Source organism: Bartonella raoultii (assembly GCF_019659805.1).
Taxonomy (GTDB): Bacteria; Pseudomonadota; Alphaproteobacteria; order Rhizobiales; family Rhizobiaceae; genus Bartonella; species Bartonella raoultii.
The window spans coordinates 153,584-174,123 of sequence record NZ_JAIFRO010000003.1; the positions used below are offsets into that span (position 1 = coordinate 153,584).

The 20,540-nt window shown below is 36.5% G+C and carries 28 protein-coding genes, 1 tRNA gene and 1 pseudogene; 21 read left to right on the forward strand and 9 right to left on the reverse strand.

The features are described 5' to 3' along the window. Nucleotides 1–198: 198 nt before the first annotated feature. The 5 genes from K3248_RS03415 (at nucleotide 199) to K3248_RS03435 (ending at nucleotide 4,077) form a co-directional block, all read left to right on the forward strand. The gene (locus K3248_RS03415; RefSeq protein ID WP_220716951.1) at nucleotides 199–756 is read left to right on the forward strand and encodes a YceD family protein; all 558 of its coding nucleotides are present in this window, start codon (nucleotides 199–201) and stop codon (nucleotides 754–756) included. A gap of 150 nt (nucleotides 757–906) precedes the next feature. Continuing rightward, the gene (gene plsX, locus K3248_RS03420; RefSeq protein ID WP_220717155.1) at nucleotides 907–1,977 is read left to right on the forward strand and encodes a phosphate acyltransferase PlsX; all 1,071 of its coding nucleotides are present in this window, start codon (nucleotides 907–909) and stop codon (nucleotides 1,975–1,977) included. Nucleotides 1,978–2,026: 49 nt separating this feature from the next. After that, nucleotides 2,027–3,001: a beta-ketoacyl-ACP synthase III gene (locus K3248_RS03425; protein WP_220716952.1), complete on the forward strand. Its 975-nt coding sequence runs from the start codon at nucleotides 2,027–2,029 to the stop codon at nucleotides 2,999–3,001. 77 nt (nucleotides 3,002–3,078) lie between these two features. Further along, nucleotides 3,079–3,402 (forward strand): integration host factor subunit alpha, encoded by a 324-nt coding sequence (locus tag K3248_RS03430; RefSeq protein WP_220716953.1) that lies wholly within the window; start codon nucleotides 3,079–3,081, stop codon nucleotides 3,400–3,402. Nucleotides 3,403–3,573: 171 nt separating this feature from the next. Then, nucleotides 3,574–4,077 carry a MerR family transcriptional regulator gene (locus tag K3248_RS03435; protein WP_220716954.1) on the forward strand — a complete coding sequence of 168 codons (504 nt, stop codon included), beginning with the start codon at nucleotides 3,574–3,576 and terminating at the stop codon, nucleotides 4,075–4,077. Nucleotides 4,078–4,120: 43 nt separating this feature from the next. Here the strand turns inward: K3248_RS03435 and thrS are convergent, their stop codons facing one another. The 3 genes from thrS to K3248_RS03450 form a co-directional block, all read right to left on the reverse strand. Next, on the reverse strand, nucleotides 4,121–6,097 hold the full coding sequence (thrS, locus tag K3248_RS03440) for a threonine--tRNA ligase (protein WP_220716955.1): 1,977 nt from the start codon (nucleotides 6,095–6,097) through the stop codon (nucleotides 4,121–4,123). A 120-nt stretch (nucleotides 6,098–6,217) separates the two neighbouring features. Beyond that, entirely contained in the window at nucleotides 6,218–6,571 is a 354-nt protein-coding gene (yidD, locus tag K3248_RS03445) for a membrane protein insertion efficiency factor YidD (RefSeq protein WP_220716956.1), read from the reverse strand. Next, nucleotides 6,572–7,000 carry an iron-sulfur cluster assembly scaffold protein gene (locus tag K3248_RS03450; protein WP_220716957.1) on the reverse strand — a complete coding sequence of 143 codons (429 nt, stop codon included), beginning with the start codon at nucleotides 6,998–7,000 and terminating at the stop codon, nucleotides 6,572–6,574. Between the two features lie 124 nt (nucleotides 7,001–7,124). Between K3248_RS03450 and folE the strand changes: the two genes are divergently transcribed. The 3 genes from folE to K3248_RS03465 all read left to right on the forward strand — a co-directional run bounded on the left by folE (nucleotide 7,125) and on the right by K3248_RS03465 (nucleotide 9,301). Continuing rightward, nucleotides 7,125–7,745, forward strand: a complete 621-nt coding sequence (folE, locus tag K3248_RS03455; RefSeq protein WP_220716960.1) for a GTP cyclohydrolase I FolE — start codon at nucleotides 7,125–7,127, stop codon at nucleotides 7,743–7,745. 137 nt (nucleotides 7,746–7,882) lie between these two features. Further along, nucleotides 7,883–7,967, forward strand: a tRNA-Leu gene (locus K3248_RS03460). Nucleotides 7,968–8,128: 161 nt separating this feature from the next. Continuing rightward, nucleotides 8,129–9,301: a tyrosine-type recombinase/integrase gene (locus K3248_RS03465; protein ID WP_220716961.1), complete on the forward strand. Its 1,173-nt coding sequence runs from the start codon at nucleotides 8,129–8,131 to the stop codon at nucleotides 9,299–9,301. A 3-nt stretch (nucleotides 9,302–9,304) separates the two neighbouring features. On the opposite strand, the gene K3248_RS03470 is transcribed toward K3248_RS03465, so the two are convergent. The 5 genes from K3248_RS03470 to K3248_RS03490 form a co-directional block, all read right to left on the reverse strand. Continuing rightward, nucleotides 9,305–9,580 carry a helix-turn-helix transcriptional regulator gene (locus tag K3248_RS03470; RefSeq protein WP_220716963.1) on the reverse strand — a complete coding sequence of 92 codons (276 nt, stop codon included), beginning with the start codon at nucleotides 9,578–9,580 and terminating at the stop codon, nucleotides 9,305–9,307. Nucleotides 9,581–9,662: 82 nt separating this feature from the next. Further along, nucleotides 9,663–10,286, reverse strand: coding sequence for a lambda exonuclease family protein (locus K3248_RS03475; protein WP_220717142.1), 624 nt, complete (start codon nucleotides 10,284–10,286; stop codon nucleotides 9,663–9,665). A 1-nt stretch (nucleotide 10,287) separates the two neighbouring features. Further along, nucleotides 10,288–11,109, reverse strand: coding sequence for a phage recombination protein Bet (gene bet / locus K3248_RS03480; protein ID WP_220716888.1), 822 nt, complete (start codon nucleotides 11,107–11,109; stop codon nucleotides 10,288–10,290). 96 nt (nucleotides 11,110–11,205) lie between these two features. Then, nucleotides 11,206–11,616, reverse strand: coding sequence for a hypothetical protein (locus K3248_RS03485; RefSeq protein WP_220716965.1), 411 nt, complete (start codon nucleotides 11,614–11,616; stop codon nucleotides 11,206–11,208). A gap of 206 nt (nucleotides 11,617–11,822) precedes the next feature. Continuing rightward, nucleotides 11,823–12,125 (reverse strand): helix-turn-helix domain-containing protein, encoded by a 303-nt coding sequence (locus tag K3248_RS03490; RefSeq protein ID WP_220716967.1) that lies wholly within the window; start codon nucleotides 12,123–12,125, stop codon nucleotides 11,823–11,825. Between the two features lie 91 nt (nucleotides 12,126–12,216). On the opposite strand from K3248_RS03490, the gene K3248_RS03495 reads away from it, so the two are divergent. From K3248_RS03495 to K3248_RS03545, 11 genes are all read left to right on the forward strand, one after another. Beyond that, complete coding sequence (locus K3248_RS03495) at nucleotides 12,217–12,468, forward strand: helix-turn-helix domain-containing protein (RefSeq protein WP_220716969.1); 252 nt, start codon at nucleotides 12,217–12,219, stop codon at nucleotides 12,466–12,468. Between the two features lie 10 nt (nucleotides 12,469–12,478). Beyond that, a complete protein-coding gene (locus K3248_RS03500; protein WP_220716971.1) occupies nucleotides 12,479–12,799 on the forward strand; it encodes a dATP/dGTP diphosphohydrolase domain-containing protein in 321 nt (106 codons plus the stop codon). A gap of 20 nt (nucleotides 12,800–12,819) precedes the next feature. Continuing rightward, nucleotides 12,820–13,305, forward strand: a complete 486-nt coding sequence (locus K3248_RS03505) for a crossover junction endodeoxyribonuclease RuvC (RefSeq protein ID WP_220717144.1) — start codon at nucleotides 12,820–12,822, stop codon at nucleotides 13,303–13,305. Further along, entirely contained in the window at nucleotides 13,287–13,652 is a 366-nt protein-coding gene (locus tag K3248_RS03510; protein ID WP_220716893.1) for a DUF1376 domain-containing protein, read from the forward strand. The genes K3248_RS03505 and K3248_RS03510 overlap by 19 nt, the downstream gene beginning before the upstream one ends. Beyond that, nucleotides 13,642–14,694 (forward strand): DUF1376 domain-containing protein, encoded by a 1,053-nt coding sequence (locus K3248_RS03515; RefSeq protein WP_220716973.1) that lies wholly within the window; start codon nucleotides 13,642–13,644, stop codon nucleotides 14,692–14,694. The genes K3248_RS03510 and K3248_RS03515 overlap by 11 nt, the downstream gene beginning before the upstream one ends. Beyond that, nucleotides 14,636–15,130, forward strand: coding sequence for a hypothetical protein (locus K3248_RS03520; RefSeq protein WP_220716975.1), 495 nt, complete (start codon nucleotides 14,636–14,638; stop codon nucleotides 15,128–15,130). Before K3248_RS03515 ends, K3248_RS03520 begins: the two co-directional genes overlap by 59 nt. Before the next feature lie 186 nt (nucleotides 15,131–15,316). Then, nucleotides 15,317–15,778 carry a hypothetical protein gene (locus K3248_RS03525; RefSeq protein ID WP_220716896.1) on the forward strand — a complete coding sequence of 154 codons (462 nt, stop codon included), beginning with the start codon at nucleotides 15,317–15,319 and terminating at the stop codon, nucleotides 15,776–15,778. Nucleotides 15,779–16,065: 287 nt separating this feature from the next. Further along, complete coding sequence (locus K3248_RS03530; RefSeq protein ID WP_246588257.1) at nucleotides 16,066–16,776, forward strand: bactofilin family protein; 711 nt, start codon at nucleotides 16,066–16,068, stop codon at nucleotides 16,774–16,776. Nucleotides 16,777–16,859: 83 nt separating this feature from the next. Beyond that, nucleotides 16,860–17,525 carry a hypothetical protein gene (locus K3248_RS03535; protein ID WP_220716977.1) on the forward strand — a complete coding sequence of 222 codons (666 nt, stop codon included), beginning with the start codon at nucleotides 16,860–16,862 and terminating at the stop codon, nucleotides 17,523–17,525. An 808-nt stretch (nucleotides 17,526–18,333) separates the two neighbouring features. After that, nucleotides 18,334–18,771, forward strand: a complete 438-nt coding sequence (ssb, locus tag K3248_RS03540; protein ID WP_220716900.1) for a single-stranded DNA-binding protein — start codon at nucleotides 18,334–18,336, stop codon at nucleotides 18,769–18,771. A gap of 13 nt (nucleotides 18,772–18,784) precedes the next feature. Continuing rightward, entirely contained in the window at nucleotides 18,785–19,318 is a 534-nt protein-coding gene (locus tag K3248_RS03545; RefSeq protein ID WP_220716979.1) for a hypothetical protein, read from the forward strand. A gap of 3 nt (nucleotides 19,319–19,321) precedes the next feature. On the opposite strand, the gene K3248_RS03550 is transcribed toward K3248_RS03545, so the two are convergent. After that, nucleotides 19,322–19,828: a hypothetical protein gene (locus K3248_RS03550; protein WP_220716981.1), complete on the reverse strand. Its 507-nt coding sequence runs from the start codon at nucleotides 19,826–19,828 to the stop codon at nucleotides 19,322–19,324. Nucleotides 19,829–20,030: 202 nt separating this feature from the next. Between K3248_RS03550 and K3248_RS03555 the strand changes: the two genes are divergently transcribed. Further along, nucleotides 20,031–20,363, forward strand: coding sequence for a hypothetical protein (locus tag K3248_RS03555; RefSeq protein ID WP_220716903.1), 333 nt, complete (start codon nucleotides 20,031–20,033; stop codon nucleotides 20,361–20,363). Then, nucleotides 20,344–20,540, forward strand: a pseudogene (locus tag K3248_RS08640) (PBSX family phage terminase large subunit); the annotation flags it as partial. The gene K3248_RS03555 and the pseudogene K3248_RS08640, both read left to right, overlap by 20 nt.

A 20,540-nucleotide genomic window follows, 5' to 3' on the forward strand; every position in this document is an offset into this window, starting at 1 on the left:
TTTATAGATAGATGACAAGAAGGCAATCTCAAATTTTTCTTATTTTCACTTAAATATATCATAGCTTACATTGAGTTTCCCCATTATAAGTTGAATTATGCCATACAGAGTTTCTTTAGAAAAGAAAAAAATAAATAAAATATGTTTTGACTAAACAAAATACAGTATATTACATGATTTTATGTTCGGGAGTTGCCAATGAATGTTCAAAATGCTTCTCAAATGACATTTGCTATGGCTTATCCAGTATCAGTACGTTCATTGCCTGCTAAGGGGCTCAAGGTTCATATTTGTGCAGATGAACAAGAGTGTGCACACTTAGCTAGAAATCACGATTTAGTTGAAGTAAAATTTTGTGAAGGAAAATTTCATATTTTTCCGTGGAAAAAGCGTGGAGTTCGTATAAAAGGTCTATTGCAGGCGCGTATAATACAGTTATGTGTTGTTACATTAGAGCCATTAGAGAATATTCTCTATGAAAAAATAGAGGTTGTTTTTGTCCCTGAAGATTCAAATTTGATAAAGCCAAAAATATCAGAAAATACAGGTGAACTATTTTTAGATGCGGAGGGGCTAGATACACCAGAAGTGTTTTATGGTGATAAAATTGATGTTGGTGCGGTTATGGAAGAATTTTTTGAATTATCCATTAATCATTATCCGCGTAAAGAGGGAACAAATATGAATATAATTAAAAACTTAGAAGAACCTGAAAAAAAATTATCACCATTTTCTGTTTTGAAAAATTGGAAGTAATTATAAAAATACAGTATCTATGATGATGTTATCATAAAAACAATATTTTCTGCGAAGCCTATTTATACAATTGGCTTCAGGTTTACTCAGTAACAAAAAATTATAATATGCGTTTAAAAACGTAAAGGAAAAGATGTGGGATATGCGAGCGTGATTAGAATTTCTGTGGATGTTATGGGGGGAGATTATGGTCCAGAAGCAACTATTGCAGGAGCAGCAATTGTACAAAAAGCTTTGCCAAATATTTATTTTTTGTTTTATGGGGTAGATGAGGTTGTTAAACCAGTTTTAAAAAAATATCCCTGTTTGGCTTCTTTATCACGTTTCTTTCCTACAGAAAGTTATACACGTATGGATGAAAAGCCAAGCCAAGCACTTCGCAATGGACGTGGTAAATCGTCCATGTGGCATGCAATTGAAGCGGTAAAAAATGGCGAAGCTGATGCTTGTATTTCTGCTGGTAATACTGGTGCACTCATGGCAATGTCTTATTTTTGTTTAAAAATGATGGCAGAGGCGGAACGTCCTGGAATTGCAGGTATTTGGCCAACACTTCGAAGTGAGAGTATTGTTTTGGATATTGGAGCAACGATTGGTGCATCTGCTAGCCAATTAGTTGATTTAGCTGTTATGGGGGCGGGAATGTTTCGCGCTTTGTATCATACTGAAAGGCCAAGTGTTGGGCTTTTAAATGTGGGGGTGGAGGATGTTAAGGGGCTTGATGCTATCAAAAAGGCTGGAATGGTACTGCGTGAGATACAATTAGAAGGATTAGAGTATAAAGGCTTCGTTGAAGGTAATGACATTGGAAAGGGAACAGTAGATGTTGTTGTAACAGAGGGTTTTTCTGGTAATATTGCTTTAAAAACAGCGGAGGGGACAGCTCGCCAGATAGCAGAGATCTTAAACTCTGCTATGCGTAGCTCCTTTTTAGCTTCCCTTGGTTATTTTTTTTCACGGAGTGCGTTTCGTATATTAAAACATAAAATGGATCCCGATAGAGTAAATGGTGGTGTGCTTTTAGGTTTGAATGGTGTTGTTATAAAAAGTCATGGAAGTGCTAATGCTAATGGCTTTGCTTCTGCTATCCGCGTAGGTTATGAAATGGTCAATAATGGGCTTTTGAAAAAAATTACAGCTGATTTAAGACAATTCCATGAAAATAAAGAAATGCTTTTTGAGCAAGATAATGAAGTGATGATAAATACGGAGATGATATGATAATTTTTTTTAATATAAGTAAAAAGTCTCAAGAAAAGGTTAGATACGAATGATTCGATCAGTTCTGTGTGGTGTAGGAAGTGCCTTGCCTCAAAAAAACTTATCGAATGATGAGATGGCTAAGTTTGTTGAAACATCAGATTCGTGGATTGTTCAACGTACGGGCATACGCCAACGCTATATTGCTAATGACAATGAAACAACCGTTTCTTTAGGGGTAGAAGCCGCACAAAAAGCACTTATAAATGCTGGTCTTACGATAAAAGATATTGATTGTATTCTTTTAGCAACCTCGACACCAAACCGTACTTTTCCTGCTTCTGCCGTTGAAATTCAGTATGCTTTAGGGATGAGCCATGGATTTGCTTTTGATATTCAAGCTGTTTGTTCTGGTTTTATTTTTGCTTTAACAACAGCAGATGCCTATCTACGTTGTGGAGCGGTTAAAAGGATTTTGGTTATCGGATCTGATACATTTTCCCGCATTTTAGATTGGAAAGATCGTACGACATGTGTTTTATTTGGTGATGGTGCAGGAGCTGCTGTTTTAGAAGCACAAGAATTTGAGAATACTATGCGTTCTGGTTGTGGTATACTATCAGCAAAGTTGCGCTCTAATGGTGCTTATACAGATAAGTTGTACGTTGATGGGGGCCCCTCAACAACGCAAACAACAGGTCATTTACGTATGGAAGGACGAGAAGTTTTTAAATATGCTGTTGGTATGATTACTGATGTAGTTGATGATTGTTTTACAGCTGCTGGTATGAATGCTTCACAATTAGATTGGTTTGTACCGCATCAGGCTAATAAACGTATTATTGAAGCGTCAGCCAAAAAATTAGGGATTGCTATAGATAAAGTAGTGATTACCGTTGATCAACATGGTAATACATCTGCTGCATCGGTTCCGTTGGCTTTAGCGACGGCTATTGGTGATGGGAGAATTCGAAAAGGAGATCTCATCATGTTAGAAGCTATGGGAGGAGGGTTTACATGGGGAGCTATTCTTATTCGTTTGTAGATTATAGTCGCTTGACCATATTTGAATAAAACGTATAAATCACTTTGTAATTTTAAATATTTGAATAGGTAGTTATAATGACAAGTAAGACAGTAACGCGTGCAGATTTAGCGAGCGTAGTTTGTAGAAAAGTGGGCTTGTCACACACTGAATCAGCTGCTTTGGTCGAATTGGTTTTGGATGAAATTTGTAATTCACTTGTGAGAGGTGAATCAGTGAAATTGTCTTCTTTTGCAACTTTTCAAGTCCGTAGCAAAAATGAGCGTGTTGGACGCAATCCTAAAACTGGTATTGAAGCGCCCATTCCGCCGCGACGTGTAGTGACATTTAAAGCTGCAAATGTACTTAAACAAAGAATTTTAGATTCACATCGTGCAAGACAGAAAAATAATATCACGTAAAGAATAGTATAAGATAAAATTCTATATCCTTTTTTAAAAAGATTTAAGCAAGAAGCTTTTTATTTTAAATGTAGTTAAGTAAATCGTATTTTTGACGAATATTATTGAGAAATTAAAACACGATGAATTATTATAGAATCATTTGTAGTATTTTAAATAAGGTGTTGAAAAATGGATAAGAGCTCTGATGCTTTTCGCACAATTAGCGAAGTAGCCGAGTTATTGGAGCTTCCGCAGCATGTATTAAGATTCTGGGAAACACGCTTTAGACAGATTAAACCAATGAAACGAGGTGGCGGTAGGCGTTATTATCGTCCAAGTGACATTGATTTGCTCAATGCTATTAAGCAGTTGTTATATGATCAAGGTTATACGATAAAAGGTGTTCAACGCCTTTTAAAAGAAAATGGCGTCGCTTTTGTTACTGGATTTGGTAACGGTGATCTTGATGCTATGAATGTTGTAATGGAAAAAAAACATGCAGAAAGAACTTCTGAATCTAACAGTAGTAAGCCCAAAAAATCTTCTTTTGGACTTTTAAATTTTATGAAAAATGAGGAGCACGCATCTATTGGATCTGTGAATGCATATAAAGATAAAACAGATAAGGCCTTATTGCAAGAAACCCTTTTTGAGCTCATTGAATGTAAACGTGTGCTTGACAGAGCACGGTAATCTTCGTGCTTTCAACGTATTTATTCTTTACTTTTAACGCCTTTTAGGCGTTGATTAAGCGACGTAAATCTGGAGGTGTTGCTTCATCGGTAAGCTGCTTAATTATTTCTTCTATAGATAAGCACATTTGCTCTGTACTTCCTAAGCGGCGCATATTCACGCTGTTTGTTTCAGATTCACGTTTACCGCATACCAAAATGACAGGAACTTTTTGTAAGGAATGTTCTCGTATTTTATAATTGATTTTTTCATTACGAAAATCTGATATTACAGAAAGTCCAGCAGTTTTAAGCCTTGCAATTATTTTTTTTGCATATTCGGTAGTTTCGGATGTAATTGTGGCTACAACAACTTGCTCAGGTGCAAGCCAAAGTGGCATATGTCCAGCAAAGTTTTCAATTAATATACCAAGAAAACGTTCCATTGATCCAAAAATAGCACGATGAATCATAACAGGGCGGCGTTTTTCTGAATCTTTATCAATATAAAATGCACCAAAACGTTCTGGAAGATTAAAGTCTAATTGTGTTGTTCCACATTGCCATTCACGGCCAATAGCATCCTTTAATGTGTATTCAAATTTTGGACCATAAAATGCACCTTCGCCTGGAAGAATACTTGTTTTTATTTGTCCGGAAAATTTTGTCTCGATCATTTCTAGAACGGATTTCATAATATTTTCTGCTTGATCCCATAGGGCATCAGATCCGACTCGTTTTTCTGGGCGCGTTGAAAATTTAAGACTGATTTCTTTAAAACCGAAATCGGCATAAGTTGATAAAATCAGATCATTAATATTAAGACATTCATGAGCCAATTGTTCATCTGTACAAAAAATATGTGCATCATCTTGTGTAAAGCTACGCACACGCATGAGACCGTGTAGAGCGCCTGAAGGCTCATAACGATGGACAACACCAAACTCAGCAAGCCTCATGGGCAAATCTCGGTAAGATTTTAAACCATGTTTAAAAATTTGCACATGACCAGGACAATTCATCGGTTTAAGAGCAAAAATATTTTCACTATCCCAATCTTCAGCTGCTGGTATGGTTTTAAACATGTTTTCTTTATACCATCCCCAATGCCCAGATATTTCCCAAAGTGACCTATCAAGAACTTGAGGTGCATTAACTTCCTCATATTGATGGTCATCTAGACGTCTACGCATATAACTGATTAAATTTTGGAACATTTTCCAGCCTTTTTTATGCCAGAAAATCATTCCTGGTCCTTCTTCTTGAAAGTGAAAGAGATTCATTTCACGCCCTAAGCGACGATGATCACGTTTTTCAGCTTCTTCTAGCATGTATAGGTAGTTTTTTAAGTCACTGTCATGAGCAAATGCTGTACCATAAATTCTTGTTAGCATTGGATTATTGGCATCGCCACGCCAATAGGCTCCTGCAACTTTCATTAGTTTGAAGGCATTTCCAATTTGTCCGGTAGATTGCCCATGTGGACCACGACAAAGATCAAACCAGTCACCTTGATAATAGATTTTTAAATCTTGATTTTCAGGAATGCTGTCGATAAGCTCAACCTTATAAAATTCTTTTTTTTCAGAAAAAACTTTTCGGGCTTTCTCACGAGACCAAACTTCTTTTTTAAAAGGCTTATTGCGTTTGATAATATCACGCATTTTTTTTTCAATGATTATTAGATCATCTAACGTAAAAGGCTGTTGGCGTGAAAAATCATAATAAAAGCCATTTTCAATAACAGGGCCGATTGTTACTTGTGTTTCAGGAAAGAGCTCTTGCACTGCTTCAGCTAAGACATGTGCACAATCATGACGTATGATTTCAAGAGCACGAGGATCTTCTCGCGTAATAATTTCTACTTTTCCAGATTGTCCTAATGGGTCTGATAAGTCTCGAGTAATTCCATTAAGACTATAAGCAATTGCTTTTTTTGCGAGTGATTTGGAAAGGGTTTCAGCTAATTCAAAGCCGGTCATGGTTATAGGGTAATCACGTTTTGAACCGTCGGGAAAAAAAAGAGAAACAGAGTGAGACATGAAAATAACCCTTTCATCCAATTCCGCTAACGATTGCGGATGGTTTCGTGAAAACTTAATTATAATACGTTAAGATTAATAGCCTTATTTTCTATCAACACATGTGCAAAAAGAAAAGAATTATTTGTTATGTTTTGTAGAAATTTTCCAGTAGCGCCAAGGTTTATAAAAACAACAAGAACTATCAAGGTAGATAGGTACGGGATCAAATCCATGTGTTCCAAATGGACCACAACGTATGATACGGAAAAGTCCCATCCACGCCCCCGCCCACAATCCATGTCGTACAATCGCTTCATAAGTATATTCTGAACAGGTTGGTGCATGACGACATTGGTTTCCTATAAAACTGGAAAGTGTTATCTGGTATAAACGTATTAAAAAAGTACCTAATAATCGTCCAGGTGTTTTCCGCAAAGGACCTGTATAGTTTCGTGTTTGTTTTTCTTTTTTCTTATATTGGGACTTCAGCATTTATTTTTCTTCGATTTTTTTAATACAATCAACAGTTGCATCAAAAGGAAGCATTGTTGAGTCATGTCGTATTTTATAATCTTTAATAGGCTGTAAGCAAGAAAATGCTGCAAATGGAGGTTGAGGAGGGGGGCCATTTTTTGTTAGCATATAATAGATAATTTTATGTAAAACTTTAAGATTTTGTGTTGTTTGTCCTATGATATGCGATGCTAAAAGTGATGCCGAGGCTTGCCCTAACACACATGCATGCACTTCATGAGCGAAATCTATAATTATGTCATTTTCTACTTTGAGATCTACAATAACTGTTGATCCACAAAGACGTGCATATTTTTTTGATGTCGCATCTGGATTATTAAGGCGTCCAATCCTACTTATATGTGCAGCATATTCAAATATTTTATCATTATAGATGCTATCAATCATTCACTATTGCCTGAAATTTTGAGAGTTATGATTGTTTAGGCTTTTCATTCTCCTATATAGAGACTATACAAGATAAAATGGATATCTGGCAAATGCTTTGTACAGGGTAGCGTGGAGTTTTTAAATGCAAAATGTTGGTAAAGGAGGTACGGTAAATTCATTTTTATCTAAAAAAAAACGTCCTAATGTTGAAGAGGTAGAAGAAGCAATTCGGATATTACTCTTATGGATAGGAGACGATCCGGAGAGAGAAGGGCTTTTAGATACTCCAAAGCGCGTTGCCAAGGCATATCGTGAACTTTTTTCTGGTTATAATCAGTCAACTGAAGAGATCTTAGGTGCAGTTTTTGAAGAAGTTTCAGGATATAATGAATCAATAATAGTGAAAAATATTCCTTTTTATTCACATTGTGAGCATCATATGATTCCTATTGTTGGGAAAGCGCATGTTGCGTATCTTCCTGATAAAAAAGTTGTTGGACTTTCAAAAATTGCGCGTATTGTAGATGTTTTTGCTCGTCGTTTACAGACACAAGAAGCTATGACAGCTCAAGTCGCATATACCTTAGAGGCGCATTTAAAGCCTCGTGGTGTTGCGGTTTTAATTGAAGCTGAACATATGTGTATGGCTATGAGAGGAATTCAAAAGCAAGGTTCTACAACAATTACAACAAGTTTTCATGGTTATTATGAAAAAAATCAAGATTCACAGGCTCATTTTATGACGATGGTTGAAAGATCATAGTAAAGCCTATATTTTCGTGATTTATATTGAATTATAAATTATTCAACCAAAATAAATTATGGGAAAATAAAAATAGACTTGTGTCTCGCTTTTTGATTTGTTAAAGCCGTGAACCAATATGTTTGTTTTTACCACGTGCGGTCGTGGCGGAATTGGTAGACGCGCAGCGTTGAGGTCGCTGTGGGGAAACCCGTGGAAGTTCGAGTCTTCTCGACCGCACCACTCTAGTATTTTCTACAATATCACTTGATATCGTTGTTTATCTCATTTCGATTATAAGTGATTGTTTTTATTTCCTTAATTGTTTTTTACATACGGTTTTGATATCTGATGAATCCGCTGAAAGCATGATTCAAAAGGTGGTTCAAAAGGTGGTTTGAAAAGTGATTAGGAAAACAAGAACACGTGATAGATTATCTGCTTTATCTGTAAAAAATTTGCCTAAAGGTAAATATGCAGATGGAGCTGGACTATGGCTTATTAAAACAACACAGAATCAAGGACGTTGGGTTTTTCGATTTGATTTCAATAAAAAACGTCGTGAAATGGGGTTAGGCTCTTGTAGCGTTGTATCTTTGAAAGAAGCAAGACTTAAGGCTATCTCTTGCCGTGATCTTTTAAACCAAGGGATTGATCCGATTCGTAAAAGGAACAATGAAAAATTACAGCGGTCGATTGACAGTATTTCTTTACGAGAAATTGTTTTAAGCGCTTTTGAAGCGAAAAAAAGCGAATTGAAAAATGAAGGAACAGCAGCAAGGTGGTTAACACCTCTCACATTGCATGTTTTTCCTAAGCTTGGAGATATAGCAATTACTGAATTGACGCAGATTGATATAAAAGAGTGCTTATCGCCTATTTGGAAAACAAAAAATGAAACAGCAAACAAGGCTTTATCGCGTTTAAATATTGCTATAAAACATGCCGCAGCACGTGGTATAGATGTAGATATGCAATTGGTACCAAAAGCAAAAGCTTTATTGGGAAAATTTATTCAAAATGTTCAAAATATTCCGGCTATGCCATGGAAAGAAGTTCCTCATTTTTATCAATCTTTAAATGATAATATTGTATCAAATTTAGCCTTAAAACTTCTAATTTTAACTGGTGTTCGTTCAATGCCCATCCGGCATATACGGTTGGAGGAAATCAATCAATCAATCTGGACGATTCCAAAAGAAAATATGAAAGGGATAGTTGGAAAGGTTTCTGCTTTTCGTGTACCACTTACAGATGAAGCGCTTTCTATTATTGAAAAAGCAAAAGCAATCGAAAAAAATGGATTTTTGTTTGTTGGGAATTCTGGACAGCCTATATCTGATATGACGCTTTCTAAATTTATGAAAGATAGAGGGCTTGCTTATCGTCCTCACGGTTTTAGGTCTAGCCTTCGTGACTGGATAGCAGAGACAACGTCAACACCATTTGAAATTGCGGAATTTACGTTGTCTCATTCAGTAGGAAATTCAGTCACAAAAGCCTATATGAGGACTGATTTTTTGGAACAGCGTCGTGTTCTTTTAGAAGAGTGGGCGTCTTTTGTGACTGGGCGCTGATTGTTACGATAGTGATGCTAATTGTATAGCGTCTCTTTCGGCTTTTTTACTTTCAATATAGCGGTCAATTTCAACAATATCCCATTTTAAGTATCGCCCTTCTTGTATTGGTTTAGGAAAAGCTCCAGCTTTTACGAGCTCTCTAATAGAAGTTATAGACATTCCAAGATAAATCGATAGGTCTTGTATATTGACGAGCCTTTGCAAGCGCATTGATAATAACGCTTGTTCAAACAAACTTATTTTTTCTATTGATGCTAATAATTTTTCTTCTTTCATTTAAGTGGTCTTTCTTCTTTATAGAATTAGGAAAGGGTGGGGGTGCTAGGAGGCATGTGTGGACAGCAGCACCCCCATAACTTTATGCGGCTTTTGTTGAAATCTTTTTGATCTCTTGTTCTATTTCTTTTAAAAAGGCTTCTACAGCCTGATTAATTTGTTCAATATGTTTTTCATCACGGTGGATACGTTTGATTTTCATGCGTAAATGAGATGATTGTCCCGTAAAGCGCGGATCATAGCTGATGAAATCACACCATTTGCGTCCAGTACATGCCATTTGAAATTGCATTTGTGCATGATATTCAGGTTTGATCTCATCATTTATAAAGAAGCGCATATGGGTCGTTGATCTAGGACATTTGATTTCAATTAACCCGTGCTCATCAACGAGCCCATCAGGACTTGCCCCCGCCATTTCTATTGTAGGATGTTGAATAAAGCCGCATTTTGTAACATTCGCATCATGGATAAGGCTATATTCATGCAAGGCATTTTCTTCATGTTCAATGCCCCATCTCATATCTTCATTTTCATAATGGGGGCTTATTTCTCCCGTTAAACGTTCTGTTATAAGCTTGATTTTGTAGTCTTCATATTTGCTTGTAGGCGTTCCCTTTGCTGTTTTACTCAGTATGTTGTAAATATTAGAAGCGGTGACTTTTCCTAATCTTGCTTGAAACCATTCTGCCGTTCTTTGTTCCATCTCACACCGCCGTTTGTTGTTGCGTTTGTTCATATTCGATATCTTGGATATGAATATATTCTGCCTCTTGTACAGGCATCTCTATTTGCTCTTTTGTTGGTAAAGAGTGTTGTGCTTCAATCCTTTGCTTTTGTTGTTTCTCTTTCAAAAGGTGCAAAATGGTTTGCGCTTGTCCATCTGATATATCGGCAAGCGTGTTGGCTTTTGCATAAGTGAGAATTTTGTTTTCTTCTGTTTGCGTGCTGTCCATTAATTGTTTGATTTGCATAAGCGTTTCATAAGAGACCATTTTATCTTGTATATTTTGGTTTACTTCATTGATGCGCGCGGCTTCATCTTCTTCATAAATACCTGAAAAACCAAAAGCATAGCGCGCACATTGTATGGTTGCTTTATGACGCAACATGCGTGCTGGGTATTTTTGCCAAGTATCAGTTTTTTGTTTGCATTCAGCTAAATATTCAGTAACTTCGATAGGGTCTTTAATATTTTTAAGACGAATAGCGCATTTGATAGCAATGATATTGCCCTCTTTATCAAGTTGATCTTGAAAGGTCATCCCATCAAATTGAGGATTAGACTTAATAATCTTAATCCATCCGTCGATTGAGACGACAGGAATAATGCCGCCGCCTCTTTTAGGAAGAGCATAGATCTCTTTGGTTAAAGGGTTAAGACCATAGGTATTGGCTACCGAAATAAAAGCAGCGAATTCTTCATCAGAGAAGTTATAATTGATACATGTTTTAATGATTGTTTTTCGAAATTGTTCATGAGAAAACCCATATTTACTTGCCATGGTTGTTAAAGGGGAATTTGTCATCTGTATTTCCTTTTAATGCACGCAACTTTCCCGTTGCGTGAAATACGCCTGTGTTTAAAGAAGCGTTCTGTTATGATTTGAGGAAAAGAGGCGCTTTTAAAAACGCCATGTATAGTTTGGGTAGTTTGGAAGAACGTCCCAAAAGGTTAAACGGTTTTGCTGTTCATAAGTACCGTATCTTTTGTCGTCATATTCTTGCTGTCTGATCTCATCTAAAAAAAAACTATATGCAGAACTATGTTTTACAAAGTCATGAGGTATAATGTCGTTAAAACATTGTTCTTCACGTTCTTTAATGTAGAACTCAGCAAGATCTTCAGAGATATCTTCACATCTGTTATTTATTGGTTCGATGCGCATGATTTTGATGGCATTATCGGCTTCATCAATAAAGTCGATAATGTCTTTTTCTTCGTAGAAAGGTCCTGATTTTGCCAGATTTTGTGCTTCATTTTCGCACATGACTAAAAGAATCTCATCAGAATTTATAAAGATTGGTTTGTCCACAACTGCCTCCATAGAGCCTATTGGCAATGGTTAATTTATAAGATATGAGGCAATTTTTACCAAAATGGTAATATTTAGTCAATACCAAAATGGTTATTTTATTTTATTTTATTTTATTTGAAGGTAAAAAATGGATCAAGAACGATCAATTAATAGACGAATACTAGAGTTGTGGAACAAATTGACAGAAGATGAAAAAAGACAATTTATTCTTTTTTATCTTGATAAAATGAAGAAAGGAGATCAAGGAGTTTAATCTTATTATCATAGCTTAGGTGCTCTAACATATCTTCAATTTGTTCATCTAAGCTATTAAGCTCTTGTCCTGAAAATAGCAATTGCTTTGGTGTAACCTCTAAATGGGGTGCTAAACGTACAGCCCACTCTTTCGTTAGTTTCCTCTGGCCATTTTCTAAACGGAAAATTTGTGGCTGACTAGTTCCCGCTAGCTCGGCTAATTGTTTTGAAGTTAAGCCTATTTTTTGTCTGAAAAATTTTAAATTATTCATGATTCTTATCCTAATTAAAAAAAATATCCTTTCAAATACCAAAGTGGTAAAAATAACTTGCATTTATAATACCAATACGGTAAAAGAAGGAATGTCTAAGCTAAAATCATATTTATCAAAGAATAACATTACCTATGCTGAGTTTGCGATTTTGGTAGGTGTTACTCAAACATCAATAGCTCGTTATATAAATAGAAAGAGGTTTCCTCATCCTAGAATAATACAAAAAATAGCAGAAGTTACAGGTAATTACGTAAGTCCTAGTGATTGGTATCAAGAGAACTCTTCTTCATTTGTCACAAACTCACCCGTTCATAGCGCGTGTGACATTTTACAGCCTTGAGGAGATGATGATGGCTGTAAATGAAGCGCATAAGAATGATGATGGGAAGCCTCGTTTAGATCTTATACCGCCTTTAGCTCTTATAGAAATTGGTCGTGTTTTAGAATTTGGGGCCAAGAAATACGGAGCAAATAATTGGCGTAATGGTATGGATTGGAGCCGGTTTCACGGTGCAGCGTTGCGTCATTTATTAGCATGGTTTGGAGGAGAGGGTAAGGATAGCGAGAGTGGTTTATCACACTTGGCACATGCGGCTTGTTGCATTCTGTTTTTAATGGAATGTGAGGCAAAAGAGATTGGTTGTGATGACCGTCCTCTCAGAATGAAGTGAAGTAAAGGCTGATGATTGGGATGCTTCATACAATTCTTTGCTTTGATCTAGGAACGAAGACCGGCTGGGCGATAAGTGGTGCTGATGGGAGTATCCTTAGTGGTAGCATTAATTTTAGATCACGCCGATTTGAAGGCGGTGGGATGCGTTATTTACGCTTTAAGAGATGGCTTACAGAAATCAAGCAGACAGCAGGGAGCATTGATGCGGTGTATTTTGAAGAGGTAAGGCGTCATGTTGGAACTGATGCGGCGCATGTTTATGGTGGTTTATTAGCAACCTTAACGGCATGGTGTGAACATCATCAGATACCGTATGAGGGCATTCCAGTTTGTACAATTAAGAAAGCGACGACAGGCAAGGGGAATGCGTCGAAAGAAGAGATGATTAAGGCAATGCGTGTAAAAGGGCATGCGCCTTGTGATGATAATGAAGCGGATGCTTTAGCAATTTTACATTTAATTAAAGAGAGGGAGATCTTAGAGCGATGCCCAGTAAAAAAGTAGAGTGTGTAAAGTTTAATTCAGATCAGTTTTTAAAAGAGCTTATGGGTTTAAAAGCAACAGAGAAGGCAGTTTATACAACCGTTGTGTTGCTTATGAATGATAAGAAAGCGCCTCTTATCAATAATGCATCTTATTTATCAAGCTGGTGTGGGTGTTCAATAAAAACGTTTCAAAAGGCCTTAGAGACTTTAATAAGCATTGGTTACATCACGCGTTTAGAGAATGGGAACCTATGGCATAAGTCATTAGCTTTTGATTATAGCCTCAGTAAATTTTCAGAAAGAGCTTCAAAAGCAGCGAATATAAGATGGAGTAGGAAAAGAGAGGAGGCAATGCATGTCAACTAAGTTGCCATGGACGAGGCTCTTCGCAGACAGGTGGGCAATGGTTGTTGATTATTTGCCTGCTGTAGAGGGCAATATTTATATGCGATTACGATTACGTATGTTGCATACTGGTGAACCTCTTTTTTATAACATTAAAGTTTTATCTCATTACACTGGTTATTCAGTGAAGAAGTTTGAAGCAGCGTTAAATGTCTTGCTTGAAGAAGGATATCTTATTCGTTTGGCAGATGGTCGCTTATGGAATTTAGATGTTGAGGAAGAACTCAATAACTGTAATGAAAATTTAGATAAATCTTCAGAAAAAGCTTCAAAAGCAGCAAAAGCTAGATGGAATAAAAATAAAGATAAAAGTAATCATGATGCACGTGCAATGCATATGCAATCCACGTGCAATGCATATGCAATGCATGATGATGCCATTAACAATAACATTAACATATATAATAAAAAAAATAAAACTATCGTTTTATCAAAAAAAGAAATCGATTTTGAAGATTTAGAAACAAGCGATTTGGTTGGAGAGCCAATCGAGTGTGATGATGTTCAATCAGAACAAATCGCAACATCATCAGAAAACCAACCTCCTATTCACGAGCAAGAAAACGTTCCTAAGAAAGCCAAGCGGGTTAAAACCGATAGAGGTTGTCGCTTGCCTGCTGATTTCGAACCGGATTACGATTTTGCACTTGCAGAGGGTTTGCCTCCAGAGCGTGTGAAAGTCGAAATTGCAAAATTTCGAGATTACTGGCGTTCAAAAGCGGGTGCTAATGCAGCCAAAACCGATTGGCAAGCGACATGGCGTAACTGGGTAAGAAATTCAAAAAAATACGAAATCAATCAACAAGGTAAAAATTATGGAAATTACACTCAAAAGCAAAAAAGCATTGGGGAACGTATCGCAGACAGCCTGCTTGATATCGGAAATCGAGGATACTTTGAAGCACATTCACGCGATGATACCACCACAGGAGTTCCCATTGGTTTTGAAGGATGGCAGCCAATTAACAAAACAGCAGGAAGCGATTGCTTTAGAGGCTGCTGATCAGTTGCAGGAGCTATTCGCAGTGAAAGCAAGCAAAGAGGATATAGGCAAAGCTATTCGCATGCTGTCATGTGGTTTAAAAATATCGCAACAATCTGATCATGAGGGAATGGCATTAACCTATGGAATGGCTTTAGAAAAAGTTTCAGCATGGTCACTAATGACAGCAGTTAAACGGATTTTATGTGATGAGATAGACGGTTTATCGGATACGTTTTTTCCGAGCACGCGTGAACTTGTGAGGTTATGTCGTGATTTGGAAGATAACCTTTTGAGACAAGCCAATATTGTACGCAAAGCTGTTTTGAACAGCCGTGAAAAGGCATTGAAAGCACAAGAAGCAAGCGATGCTTCAAAAGCGCTTAGCATTATTCAAAAGCACAATTTTGAACAGGTTTTAAGTGGGATAGGAGGCATAATAAAAACCATTGATTAGCTAGCAAAATGTTGAAAAGTAGAGAGGCTATTTGTATGGATATACGTTTAAATCGATAAAAAGGCACCGTACAAAGCGATTATTTAATTTTTTGATAATGATACGTAAAAACTACAAAACGCTTTGTACAGTTAAATTTAAGGTAAATAGACTATAGCGACAAAATACAAACTGGAATTAAAAGATATGGGTTTTTTTAAACATTTATTCTTAACAAATCATAAACCGCCCATGCAAAAAAAGTTTGTTGCAACGATAAGAGGGCATGCCCCGTGGGGGTTAGGAGTAGCAGAATATTTTTACAATCTTTACGAATATGATGATGGAATGAGAGAATACGAAGAATTTGAAGGTGGCCAATATCATGAGATGCCTGAAACTGTAGATTACAGTAGCAAGGCGCAAGTGAAAGCGTGGATATACGGTGGTGATTTGCCAAGAAGCGTATTGAGTTGTGAAGCGCTGATTAATGAGGTTAATAAGAAAATCAAAAAACGCACAATGAAAGACCGTTTGATTTGTGAGATTAGCAATGAAGGGGAGAAGAGTTATTCACAAGCTTATGATGATGATATAGATCGCGAGTTAGAAAAAGCACTTGATATTCAACTGGGTAAATATCAAAACAGGAAAAAATGCAAAAAATAAAAAATACGTATTGACATTAAAGGCAGGTTCGTTTAGAAAGGCGTCAAGTGTTTAAAAACCACGAGATAACTAGCGGATAAACCACGATAAGGTTTCTCCCATTTCTTAAAATACTGGCTGTCTTTTGTGCTTGTTAAGGCGTATAATGATTTATGTCGGGTGTGTTTATACTATACAAGACCCTTCGCGAGGGAAAAGTATAAGCAACGGACTAGTTACCGTGTTTTTAGCACCCGGCGCCCTTGTGGGCTGTCAATTAAAAACTCTAAATAACTAGGATAAATATCATGACATATATGAATGGTTTTCGTCACGCTCTTATTAAAGCTATTGCAGATAACATGGGAGCAACTGATACTGGCCCCGTTCCTCCTAAAAAGCAAGGCGTTCCAAAAAAATATGAATTTACGGGCGAGACGATTGTTGCAGGTATTCACACATTAAGACGCATTAGAGCTATTAGAGACTTTGCAGATGTTAAAGCAGGCGACTTAGGTGGTTTTATAGAAAGCAGCGAACATCTTTCACATGATGGTGACTGCTGGGTTAGAGATAATGCTCGTGTCTGTCAGCGGGCTCGTGTTTATGGGAATGCGCAAATCGCTGGTGATGCGTGGATTTATGGTGACGCTCGTGTTTACGATAATGCAAAAATACATGACAAGGCTTGGATAGACGGTTGTGTTTATGGGAATGCCGAGGTTTTTGGTGATGTACAAACGAATTACACCACTCGTATTTTTGATAATGCTAAAGTTTATGGTAAAGCAGAGGTAAATGGCAAGGTTTATGGGAATGCGCATGTTTTTGGCAATGCGAGTATTGAAAGCAGTGCAGAGGTTTTTGGAAATGCAAAGGTATTTGATAATGCTTCTGTCTATAGCGTTGCAAAGATACATGGGAATGCAAAAATTTGTGGAAATGCTAGCGTTTGTGACAATGTTAGTGACAATGTTGTGATTACTGATCGTAAAAAACTTTCAGAGCAAGCCGCGTAAAAAAAGCAACGGCGCGGCGGGGGCGCCTCTTTTTAAAAGATTTCCATTCACAATTTAACGAATACTAGATTAGGGAGCAACCTATGACCACTACAAATGTATCTAAAAAATATGAACTTACTAATGAAACTTACGATATTGAAGGGATTACTTTATACCGAATTAGAGCATTAAGAGATTTTGATGGTGTAAAGGCTGGTGATTTAGGTGGTTTTATTGAAAATGAAAGCAATCTCTCTCATGATGGCAATTGTTGGATATACGATAATGCCGCCGTTTCACATGGTGCTATTGTTAGTGAAAATGCAAAAATACGTAATAACGCTTGTGTTTTTATGGAAGCAAGGGTAGCAGGAAATGCAGTAGTTAGTGATAAGGCGCGGGTTCTTGAAAAGACTGCTTATATTCACGGTAATGCAAAAATATGTGATAATGCAGCAATTTGTGGTGAAATTTATGGGAATGCCATTGTTTGTAATAAAGCCATGGTATCTCCAGAAGCAAAGGTTTATGACAATGCAAAAATTTTGAATAGCGCTTGTGTTGGTGGCTTTATTTATGGGAATGCAAAAATATCGGGGTCGGCTTGTATTTATCCCGAGGCGGAGATTTATGATAATGCGTGCATTCAAGGAAAAGTGAAGGTTTATTTCTCTGTAAAAGTTTTTGGGAATGCCGTTATTAAAGGCAATAAAAGAGTTTATAAAGATACTGATGTTAGTGAAGAAACTTTAGAAAAAACAGCATAAATAAGGGGTTTGGGGTCTGGTCTTAAACAGAAAAAAGAAAGCCGTGTCCTTAATGAACGCGGCTTTTTACGCAATACACAATATTTAATCAACATCAAATCTATATTACACATTTTGTGTATAATGGCAAGCATGATTAAGAAAAAACCGTATCAAAATGAAATGATACGGCTTTGAATCTAGAGAAATATGAAAAACTAACTAACAATAAAGGAGATATCACTTTAGTGATATGGTTCTAAATTACATATTTTATGTATAAACGCAATACAATTTTTATCAAATTGCTCTTAAAGTAAATGATGCTTGCTTTTAATAGCGACGTTATTCTAAGTGTTTTCCTTTTAGTAAAAAACAAATCTTCGTTTTAAGATATCATTGTGAATTCAATATTGCCAATTTATTCATAATCTGCTATACAACATACAGATTTAAAAAGTGGAAAGCCCTTGCTCATGTATTACGTGAAAGGGTTTTCTTTTTATCTAACATCATCATAATCTTAAATCTTGATTTTCTTAATTATATGCAAATGCAACAAAGCCGTATCAATTGCTTTTGACACGGCTTCTGTTTTGTAATGCGTGATGTCCTTTTGACATCCTAATGAGACGAATATCTCTATAATACATAATTTGTATAAAAAAGCAATAAATCAAGCAAACTAAAAATGGGATTCATTCTTTAGATTCAATAGCTTATAATAATAATTTCGTTTGTAACTATAGCCTATAATGTGTTATAATAATGGCTGGTTATACGTTCTTTGTATTGTTATGTGTTATTCCTATTAATGGATCTAAAGCGAATGCTTAATAAAGTGATTTTAATTGGCTATATTGGCTCTCATCCTGAAAGTAAAATAATGTCTACTGGTAGCGAAATGGTGAGTTTTCGTTTAGCTACCACCGAAAGCTATACCGATAAGGCAAGTAATAAGAAAATAGACAAAATAGAATGGCATTCCATTGTTATTTTTAATTCACAATTGGTAAAAATAGCGCTTCAGTATTTTCACAAAGGCTCTAAAGTGTATCTAGAGGGGCAATTGCAAACCCGTAAATGGCAAGATAAAAACGGTGTTGATCGTTATATAACAGAGGTTATTTTACCAAAATACAAAGGGGATTTAAAGCTCTTAGATAGCAAAAATGATGATAATCAAGAGCAGTCCTCTTCTTATGAGAGAAGCATTTACAGACCTCTTGATATGCCTACAGTAGCAAATGATGGCGTTTCTTTTTAAACAGAGGGTATAAGTGAAAAAAAATAAAAAGAGGGGACGCCCTAAAATCACAGGGCATATAAGAGAAGCCAATGGACGTCTATCACGGTCAAAAACACCTCGTGAAGCTATTGATAAATTAGCAATAGAAATACGTGCAAAGCGCTTTGGTTTAAGCTTACAAGATGCGAAAAATCCACTTTCTGGTACTTACATAGGGCGGCTTTGTTTGCAAGGCGTGCTTACTCAAGAGCAATATGATGCTGCTCAAAAATATTTACAGATACGAAATAATTACCTTTGTGCAAAAGGCTTGCCAAGCGCGATTTATGATGAAATGCCATCGTCAGCAGATGACAAGGCAAGGGACAAATGGGTAGAATTTGCAACAGAGAAGTTTGCAAACATGCAAGAGGCAATAAAAGAAGCGCAACATCTCTATAGACAGCACAATCTTTACGCTGCGCTACAGTATCTTGTTAGTGAAGATCAAGAATTACCACATCTTGTAAGCTCACTAAAGGTTGCTCTTAATGCGCTTCATAAGTATTTTCAAAAAATCATGTAATTATTAACGGATATCCCTTAGAAGTTTATATAGTATTTCCATTTGATAGTCTAGTTTTTCAAGTTCTTTCCTATTACTATCCATAAAATTTCGAATTCCGGAAAGACGTTCCAAAATTTCTGATATTTCTATATAGTTTTTAGATTGTTTTGCCTTAATTAAATTTTTCATTTCCGTTATTTCATTTGTCATATCTTCGGTTAAAACACGCGATAAACGCATTCGTTTTATAATTATATCGTGCCATTGTTGCATCATGTTGGCATGTTGTTCAAGTTTATGCTTTGCTATACGTGAAGTATTTGCGAACCATAAAGAGTTGCGGAAAGCGCTTTCCCACCAGTTATCTACATCAAACATGTATTTACGGAGCGCTCTCTCTCGTTCTATAATTTCTTTTGAACAGAATAATTCATTGGGATTAGCGTATCCATTTGAAGGGGATATAAAATACGTTGTAAAAAGTGTGATAATTAATATGCTTCTAAAGAGAGTTTTTTTTATAAACATTGTTTCTACCTTAATTTACATCTTAACTACCTAACAGATTCCTCTTGAAGTTATCAATATGTGTTATTTTTGTGTTGACAAGTTGTAACGAATTGTATTTAATGACATTACTGTACTTAGGTGTATTGTATCTAAATGAGGGTGATGTACAGTTTAAATCCCCGCAAATGCGGGGTTTTTTATTATCTGGAGGGAGGAATTTATGACATCCGAAAACACAGAGCAGGTTTTACAGCCCATAAAAAAACGTATTCCACCAAGAGCAGGCATAGGGCGTGTAAAAGGTGTCCCTAATAAAATCACGCGTGTTCTTAAAGAAGCAGTACTGAAGGCAGCAGAAAATGCTGGTAATAGAATAGGCAATGAGGGTTTGGTGTCTTATTTAGAAAAGCAGGCAATGGATTGCCCCGCGGCTTATTTAGCACTGCTTGGGAAGATTTTGCCCTTGCAAGTGACAGGAGAGAATGGGGGAGCCGTGAAGATCATAGGGCGTGTAGAAATAGCTCCTTTATTAAATGACGACAAGACAGATTAAGATTGTTCCAAAGCTTATTTCTCTTTTTGCAGGGGATGCTTTGGTCAGAGCGGCTTGGGGTGGACGCGGGTCTGGAAAGACAAGATCTTTTGCTTTGATGGCAGCGTTAAAGGGGTATCAATTTGGTATAGGAGGGATATCGGGGACCATTCTTTGTGCACGTCAGTTTCAAAATTC

Bases quoted from the DNA above. Each gene is read 5' to 3' on its own strand.
- K3248_RS03415 (WP_220716951.1), top strand. From the start codon at position 199: ATGAATGTTCAAAATGCTTCTCAAATGACATTTGCTATGGCTTATCCA.
- K3248_RS03425 (WP_220716952.1), top strand. From the start codon at position 2,027: ATGATTCGATCAGTTCTGTGTGGTGTAGGAAGTGCCTTGCCTCAAAAA.
- K3248_RS03430 (WP_220716953.1), top strand. From the start codon at position 3,079: ATGACAAGTAAGACAGTAACGCGTGCAGATTTAGCGAGCGTAGTTTGT.
- K3248_RS03435 (WP_220716954.1), top strand. From the start codon at position 3,574: ATGGATAAGAGCTCTGATGCTTTTCGCACAATTAGCGAAGTAGCCGAG.
- thrS (WP_220716955.1), bottom strand. From the start codon at position 6,097: ATGTCTCACTCTGTTTCTCTTTTTTTTCCCGACGGTTCAAAACGTGAT.
- yidD (WP_220716956.1), bottom strand. From the start codon at position 6,571: ATGCTGAAGTCCCAATATAAGAAAAAAGAAAAACAAACACGAAACTAT.
- K3248_RS03450 (WP_220716957.1), bottom strand. From the start codon at position 7,000: ATGATTGATAGCATCTATAATGATAAAATATTTGAATATGCTGCACAT.
- folE (WP_220716960.1), top strand. From the start codon at position 7,125: ATGCAAAATGTTGGTAAAGGAGGTACGGTAAATTCATTTTTATCTAAA.
- K3248_RS03470 (WP_220716963.1), bottom strand. From the start codon at position 9,580: ATGAAAGAAGAAAAATTATTAGCATCAATAGAAAAAATAAGTTTGTTT.
- K3248_RS03475 (WP_220717142.1), bottom strand. From the start codon at position 10,286: ATGGAACAAAGAACGGCAGAATGGTTTCAAGCAAGATTAGGAAAAGTC.
- bet (WP_220716888.1), bottom strand. From the start codon at position 11,109: ATGACAAATTCCCCTTTAACAACCATGGCAAGTAAATATGGGTTTTCT.
- K3248_RS03490 (WP_220716967.1), bottom strand. From the start codon at position 12,125: ATGAATAATTTAAAATTTTTCAGACAAAAAATAGGCTTAACTTCAAAA.
- K3248_RS03495 (WP_220716969.1), top strand. From the start codon at position 12,217: ATGTCTAAGCTAAAATCATATTTATCAAAGAATAACATTACCTATGCT.
- K3248_RS03500 (WP_220716971.1), top strand. From the start codon at position 12,479: ATGGCTGTAAATGAAGCGCATAAGAATGATGATGGGAAGCCTCGTTTA.
- K3248_RS03505 (WP_220717144.1), top strand. From the start codon at position 12,820: ATGCTTCATACAATTCTTTGCTTTGATCTAGGAACGAAGACCGGCTGG.
- K3248_RS03510 (WP_220716893.1), top strand. From the start codon at position 13,287: ATGCCCAGTAAAAAAGTAGAGTGTGTAAAGTTTAATTCAGATCAGTTT.
- K3248_RS03515 (WP_220716973.1), top strand. From the start codon at position 13,642: ATGTCAACTAAGTTGCCATGGACGAGGCTCTTCGCAGACAGGTGGGCA.
- K3248_RS03525 (WP_220716896.1), top strand. From the start codon at position 15,317: ATGGGTTTTTTTAAACATTTATTCTTAACAAATCATAAACCGCCCATG.
- K3248_RS03530 (WP_246588257.1), top strand. From the start codon at position 16,066: ATGACATATATGAATGGTTTTCGTCACGCTCTTATTAAAGCTATTGCA.
- K3248_RS03535 (WP_220716977.1), top strand. From the start codon at position 16,860: ATGACCACTACAAATGTATCTAAAAAATATGAACTTACTAATGAAACT.
- ssb (WP_220716900.1), top strand. From the start codon at position 18,334: ATGCTTAATAAAGTGATTTTAATTGGCTATATTGGCTCTCATCCTGAA.
- K3248_RS03550 (WP_220716981.1), bottom strand. From the start codon at position 19,828: ATGTTTATAAAAAAAACTCTCTTTAGAAGCATATTAATTATCACACTT.
- K3248_RS03555 (WP_220716903.1), top strand. From the start codon at position 20,031: ATGACATCCGAAAACACAGAGCAGGTTTTACAGCCCATAAAAAAACGT.